This window comes from Bradyrhizobium pachyrhizi (genome assembly GCF_001189245.1).
Taxonomy (GTDB): Bacteria; Pseudomonadota; Alphaproteobacteria; order Rhizobiales; family Xanthobacteraceae; genus Bradyrhizobium; species Bradyrhizobium pachyrhizi.
Window position 1 is genome coordinate 21,432 of the sequence record NZ_LFIQ01000085.1, and the last position, 6,759, is coordinate 28,190.

General features: G+C 58.9%; 5 protein-coding genes. 3 read left to right on the forward strand and 2 right to left on the reverse strand.

The genetic code is table 11. The annotated features are described in order from the left end of the window. The first annotated feature begins 142 nt into the window (after nucleotides 1-142). Complete coding sequence (locus AKL29_RS19810) at nucleotides 143-1,207, forward strand: helix-turn-helix domain-containing protein (RefSeq protein WP_050385296.1); 1,065 nt, start codon at nucleotides 143-145, stop codon at nucleotides 1,205-1,207. A gap of 208 nt (nucleotides 1,208-1,415) precedes the next feature. Next, nucleotides 1,416-1,703, forward strand: coding sequence for a PIN domain-containing protein (locus AKL29_RS46825; protein WP_488230424.1), 288 nt, complete (start codon nucleotides 1,416-1,418; stop codon nucleotides 1,701-1,703). An 8-nt stretch (nucleotides 1,704-1,711) separates the two neighbouring features. Here AKL29_RS46825 and AKL29_RS40815 read toward each other — a convergent pair whose 3' ends face one another. Further along, nucleotides 1,712-1,999 carry a DUF2274 domain-containing protein gene (locus AKL29_RS40815; RefSeq protein ID WP_080667208.1) on the reverse strand — a complete coding sequence of 96 codons (288 nt, stop codon included), beginning with the start codon at nucleotides 1,997-1,999 and terminating at the stop codon, nucleotides 1,712-1,714. A gap of 259 nt (nucleotides 2,000-2,258) precedes the next feature. Here AKL29_RS40815 and AKL29_RS19820 point away from each other — a divergent pair, with 259 nt between their 5' ends. After that, complete coding sequence (locus AKL29_RS19820; protein WP_050385312.1) at nucleotides 2,259-4,949, forward strand: PAS domain S-box protein; 2,691 nt, start codon at nucleotides 2,259-2,261, stop codon at nucleotides 4,947-4,949. Nucleotides 4,950-5,456: 507 nt separating this feature from the next. Here the strand turns inward: AKL29_RS19820 and AKL29_RS19825 are convergent. Beyond that, a partial coding sequence (locus AKL29_RS19825) for a hypothetical protein (RefSeq protein WP_193395234.1) occupies nucleotides 5,457-6,759 on the reverse strand: 1,303 nt, incomplete at its 5' end.

The window sequence follows — 6,759 nt, forward strand, 5'->3', positions numbered from 1 at the left end:
CCCAGACCGGTTTACAAAACCGGGTCAATGGAGCGGGATATGGGCCATGCAGGCTCAATTTTCCGCTTTTTCCAAGGGTTTATGGTTTACAATTTTATGCTTAAATCATACTGTTGTAAACTGAAGACGCAAGGAGGCCCACATGATCGGACACAAGCTTAAGGTCGCGCGGTCGGCCTCGGGCCTGTCGCTGCGTGGCCTCGCCGACGCCATGGGCGGCATCGTATCGGCGCAAGCCATTGGAAAATATGAGAGAAACGAGGATATGCCGAGCTCGCGGGTGCTGATCGCATTGGCGGCGGCGCTCCACGTGACGGAGGATTACCTTCTCAGCGAGGACGAACTTGCCCTCGAGGGAGTCGAGTTCCGCAAGAAGGCGGGCACGTCGTCCCGGGAAGAGGCCGCCATCGAAGCCCGCGCGATTCACATGCTCGAGCGCTATCTCGCGATCGAGGACCTGCTTCAGATGCGCAGCATCGACTGGGAGCAACCGCGCAGCGCACCGCATCCGGTGGCCGATGTCCGCGATGCCGAGGACGCGGCTCGCTCTGTCCGCGAGGACTGGGGTTTGGGAAACGATCCCATCCCGCAACTCGCCGAGCTCCTGGAGGAGCGCGGGATCAAGATCCTGTCGCTTGATCTCGACGATATCGACGGGCTTGCCGCCAAGGTGCGACGCAGGGACCGCAACGCCGCGCGTGTCATTGTCATCAAGCAAAGCACGTGGTCGGAGCGGAAGCGCTTCAACCTTGCCCATGAGCTCGGCCATATGGTGCTGGCCCCGTCCCCCGGCGTCGATGAGGAAAAGGCCGCGCACCGGTTCGCCGGCGCCTTCCTGATGCCGGCCGACGTCCTTCGGGCCGAAGTCGGGGCCAACCGCTCGTCGATCAGTCTTGGGGAGCTGGTCGCGCTCAAGAAGCGGTTTGGAGTCAGCATTCAGGCCATCGCCTATCGCTGCAAGGATCTCGGCATTATCAGCCAATCCGCATTTGGCCGGCTATTCAAGATCTTCTCGGAACGCGGATGGCGAACGGCGCCTTATGAAGAGCCGGGCCGGATGAAGCCTGAACTCGAGGAGCCGAAGCGCTTCGAGAGGCTTTGCTACCGTGCGCTGGCCGAACGGGTCATAGGTGAAGCCCGGGCCGCCGAACTGCTTGGAATAACGGTTCGCGAATTGGATGCCCGTCTGGATCAAGTTGCGGCGTAAGCATCTTGGCGGTCCTCGTCTCCGACACCTCGGTTTTGATCGATCTGGAGCGAGGCGACTTGCTCGAGGACCTGTTTCGTCTCCTTTTGAGTTTGCGGTCCCCGACCTGCTCTTTGTTCGAGAGCTGGCCGGGGACCTTGGAGATCGCCTCACTGCGCTGGGCCTGCGGGTCGAAGAGCTGTCCCCAGCAGAATTGACTCGTGCGACGATGGTCCGGCGGCAACGTGCTCATCTCTCCACGCCAGACACGTTCGCATTTGCCATCGCAGAGGCACGCCAATGGACTCTTTTGACCGGCGACGGCGGTCTGCGCGAGTTGGCGACCTCGGTCGGTCTGCAAATGCACGGCGTGCTATGGATTTTCGATCAGCTCGCAGACGGCAACCACTGCGAACTCAACCGGCTGCACGCGGGGTTGACTGCCATTTCCACGCATCCTCGATGCCGGCTTCCGACGACGGAAGTATGGCGGCGACTGACCCGGTTTGGCGCGTGAGTGATGCGCTACGAACAACAGCAGATGACCACAGAGGACCGATCAAACGCGCTGTCCCTCGCCTTTCTGAATCCTTTATCCGTTGCCATGAAGGGCTGCAGCATGGGCGCAATGAGTTTGATCGGATCGGGCGCTGTGGCTTCACCATTGGTTTTCGCCAAAACTTCGGCATAAGCAACAAGATCACGGTGAACGGCGGCCGGCAGTCCGACGGTGATCTTGACCGGCTTGTCGTCTGGAAGAGTCGAGAGTCCTCGCCTACAGCAGGCGAGTTCACGACGATCCGTTCCAGCAATCGATCGGGTGGGAAGGAGCTATGAGGGCCAAGAAGCTCGAGGCACATAGCTCGGATACGGTTGTTAGCATTCGATATTGAAAGGTTTAAAAGAACTATACGATCGTTTGTAATGCGCCTTCCTACGGCTCATGCTGAGTTCAGTGACCGCCGACCGTTTTCGGCACCGCTCCAAAGTACTGTTCGCTGCGAAGGGAATTGCCGCATTTTTGCCCAACATGTTAACCTCTTTCGCCAGAGAATGGTGGACGGCTACCAGCATGTATAACCAGCTCACCAAATTCGGCAATTCAGCAACGCAGCTTATTTTCGGTAGCGTTACGCTGGCGGCTGTGACGCTCACTTCCGTATACGTTCACAGCCATTTCGCAGCGACAGCGTTTGCCTATCTGGTGGTGATATTGCTGTTTTCGCTGATGGGCAGCTTCTTTTCATCGTCCGCGCTTTCCATCATCTCCGTCGCGGCTTTGACCTATTTGTTTACGCCACCAACATTCAGTCTCCGGATCGATGACCCCCAAGACCTTCTGGCGCTTGTCGCTTTCCTTACCGCATCAATTGTCGGAACGCACCTGATCAGAAACGTCCGCCACGAAAGGGAGACTGCACGTGAGATCGCAGCAAAGCTACGGCAGAGCGAGGCTGATTTGCGCGACCGCGAGAAACGCTGGCGCGCGATCTTTGAGCATAATCCGGTTATGTACTTCATGGTTGATGAAGCCGGAACGGTCCTCAACGTCAACACTTTCGGTGCGACACAACTCGGCTATGCGCCCGAGGAAATAGTCGGCCTATCCGTGCTGAATGTCTTTCGGAACGAAGATCGCGAGGTTGTCCGCAAATGCATAGGAGAGTGCCTTACAAATATCGGCCAATCGCACACCTGGGATATCCAGAAGGTCAGGAAGGACGGCTCGGTGCTTTGGGTGCGCGAAAACGCCAAAGCCATGCTGTGGGCGGATGACAAACCCATCGTCCTCATCGCTTGCGAAGATATCACTGAGCGAAAGCGGACCGTGCTTGCTCTGCAGCGGAGCGAGGCCCATCTGGCTCAGGCGCAGGAATTGAGCCATACCGGCAGCTTCGGCTGGAGCGAAGTCACCGGCGAGATCTTTTGGTCCAAGGAGTTTTTTCGGCTTTTCCAGTACGATCCGGAAATGAAACCAGCAGCGCAACTCGTCCTGGATCGCGTCCACCCAGAAGACAGGGCCTCGGTCCAAGAGACTATGGATCGAGCGTATCGAGCCGAGGATCGAGCGTTTCGAGGTCAGGATTTCGAGCACGAATACCGACTGCTGATGCCTGACGGGTCGGTAAAGCACATTCACGCGCTGGCACGGGCCACGAGAACCGCGTCTGGTGATACCGAGTTTGTCGGCGCGGCGACGGATATCACGGCGGCAAAGCAGGTGGAACAGCAGTTGCGCCGGAGCGAAGCCTACCTGGCCGACGCGCAGCGACTCAGTCATACGGGCACCTGGTCCTGGGACTGCAACCATCGCCGTTTTGCGTATCGCTCCGCCGAAGTCAGCCGACTGTTTGGCTTCGCCCCGGAAGAGCGTGTGACCCTTGAGGCCATCCGGTCGCGAATCCATCCAGACGATCTGGCGCTGCAGCAGGAAGTGCAACGTCGAGCTATCGAACAAAAGACAGGGAACTTCGAATATGACTTCCGAATCCGCCTTCCTGATGGCGCAATAAGGCACATACACGCAATTGCGCACGCCGTGGTGGGAAGCGATGGCACGACCGTCGAGCTCATCGGAACGCATATGGATGTCACCGAGCAACACGCAGCCAGGGAACGGCTAGAAAGCACCCTTGCCGCGCTGCGCGAAAGCGAGCAGCGCTTTCGTGACTACGCCGAAACGGCTTCCGACTGGCTATGGGAAACCGGACCAGACCATCTGCTTACCCAATTCTTGGAGCACGCCGGCACCGCGGGCGTCGTGGCGAAAGGGGTCATCGGCCTGCCCCGCCGAGAAATTGCGCGCGACGTCGAAGAAGAACCCGAGAAGTGGCGACAACATCAGGCGACGCTAGACGCACATCTCCCATTTCGAGATCTGATCTACCGTACCGTCAACCGGCACGGTTGTCCGACCTACGTCCGGACCAGCGGCAAGCCCTTTTTTGACGGAAGCGGCAACTTTCTTGGCTACAGGGGCGTCAGCACCGACATCACCGCGATGATTCGGGCAGATCAGGCCGAACAAGAGCTGAGGAAAGCTCAAGCGGAGCTAGCTCATGTGACACGCGTGACGACGCTTGGGGAGCTGACAGCGTCCATCGCCCACGAAGTAAACCAACCGCTCGCCGCCATCATCACCAACGCCGATGCGTGCCTCGGTTGGCTGGGTCGCGACACGCCTGACCTTCCTGCTGCGCGCAGCTCGGTGGAGTGGATCATCGAAGACGCGATCCGGGCGAGCGAAGTGATCCGCCGCATCCGGACACTCGCGAAGAAAGGCGAGATCGAGATGGTCGCAATCGGTATCAACGACGTCGTCAAAGACGCCATCGCGCTGGTGACACGCGAGTTGGCCAATCACCAAGTCACCTTGCGGACTGAGTTGGCGCCGACGCTTCCCGCGATTCTGGCCGACCGAGTTCAACTGCAGCAGGTGATCATTAATCTCGTGATGAACGGGATCGAAGCCATGCAAACGGTTGACGACCGCCCCCGCGAACTCATGATTCAGTCATCCCTGGATGATATGGGCCGGGTGCAACTCTCGGTGACTGATTGCGGCGTCGGGATCGCCGAGGATGATACGAACCGCATATTGGATCCGTTCTTCACCACCAAGGCGAGCGGCCTTGGAATGGGCCTGTCGATCTGCCGTTCCATTGTGGAAGCCCATGGAGGGCACCTGTCAGTCGTGCCGAAGCAAGGGCCGGGCGCAACCGTTCAATTCGTTCTGCCGTTGCACGAGGAGGCTGTATCGTGATTGGGCGCTTTGACTCGCCGCGAGAAAACAGGAGGGCGGCGCAGCCGACAAGTGCGACCGTGTTCGTTGTCGAGGATGACGCCTCGATGCGTCGGTCGCTCGCCCATGAAGTGACGATAATTTCCCCTATCGACCAAGAACGACGACGTGCCATGGCTTGACGCTTCGCGGTGGACGATGCTGCCGCTCGAGTCATAAATGACGGCGGTTGCCGAAGCCGAGGCCCGGATGCAGCACCGCCGGCTTAGTCGCTTGCTGACCATCGGGAATCCGGGCTGCGCAAGCGGCCTGGCTCTATGCCGTCAAAAAATTTGTCGCGCGCCTCGGGCGCGCGGCGCCGTCCGCCCGAGAATGCCGGTCACCGCACGAACAGAGGCCCAGCGTATCAATCACACTCGCAAATCTAGTGGCATCAGACAACAGAACGAGCAAAAGCGATACTGACCACCAGCACACATCTCGACACAGATTTGATGGAGCTCCATCAGGCCCTCGACATGACCTTCGCTACTTCGACGGCTTGATGAAGAATGAGATGCAACCCCTATTGTCGTTGTAGAGCCATTGGTACGTGCGCGGGAGGATGAGGACCGCGTCGTTCACGTAAAAGAACAGCTCATCGGTTACCTTCGGCGTGACATACTCGGAAATCTTCTTTACGCGCCGGTCCGGGTCAGGTTCGAGAAAGTCCACTTCGCTGCCAAGAGAGCCATAGCGCGCCACCGGCTGAAACCAGGGCTGGAAATAGTATCGCCGCAGCGGTGATGCGAGAATGTGGATGGCGGTCTCGGTCCAGGACAGCTGAGTGCCGTCCTCCGGATTATGGAAAGTCGAATATCCGCGCGCGTCCGTTTCAACGTTGCCATTCATCAAGGGCTCTTCCCCGGCGCCCGCGGCTAGTTTGCATGTGTCCTTGCTGGTCGAATACTTCTCATACTGACGGGCCAGCGTTGTCGGGTCCGGGTTGGTCCAAATGTAGTATCGCTCGAGGCGGCCGACCTTATAACCCGTGGCAAAGCACGGGTCGGACGTTTGAAAGGAGACCAGCGTTCCGGCATCCGGAATGTACTCCAGCTTGTCCGTTCGCTTGCAAATCAGCCCCGCCTGGTCCACAGCCGTGAATAGAAGGCGGTCGCCGACCGTGAGCGCCAGATATGCAATAACAATGGCCGAAAGCGCCGGACCCAGATAGTAGCGCCATCCGGAACGGACACCCATGAGGACACGTTCACGACTTCCTGGCGTGGAGCTGGGAGCCGCCTTCGGCGCTGGAAGCTTTCCCGCGAACGCTTTGTGCCAAAGCGCGGTCATTCGGTCGTCGATCGCCGAAGCAACGCGCCTACCGCCGACGATCAACGCTCCAATGATACTCACCAGGATCAGGAACGTCCCGGGATACTGCGCATAGGAGGCCAGCCATTGGGATACCCACGAAGGCAGGAACCCACTCAGCATTCGGATAAAGTCCGAAACCCATTTGAGCGCGTTGACCCTCTCACCCAGCGGATCACGCCGCCCGGTGAACGGAAATACGACAAATACCACCGTCGCCGCCAACGTGAGGAAATACAGCGCCGCGCGGGTGTAGACGAGCGGCCAGACATCCTCGCGCTCGGCGATAACGCGCGCCTGGGCTTGTTGCGAGGTTTCCGGCGTGTTGATTGTCGGTCCTGACGCCCTGTCCGGCAGGCTATCGATTCTGAAGCGGACGCTGCCGTCTTGGGCTATCTCTGGCGAGACAACATCATAGTCATGTGGAATTCCAATCGGCGCATAGACATGGGCGTTGTTCTTTATGCGCCTTAATACC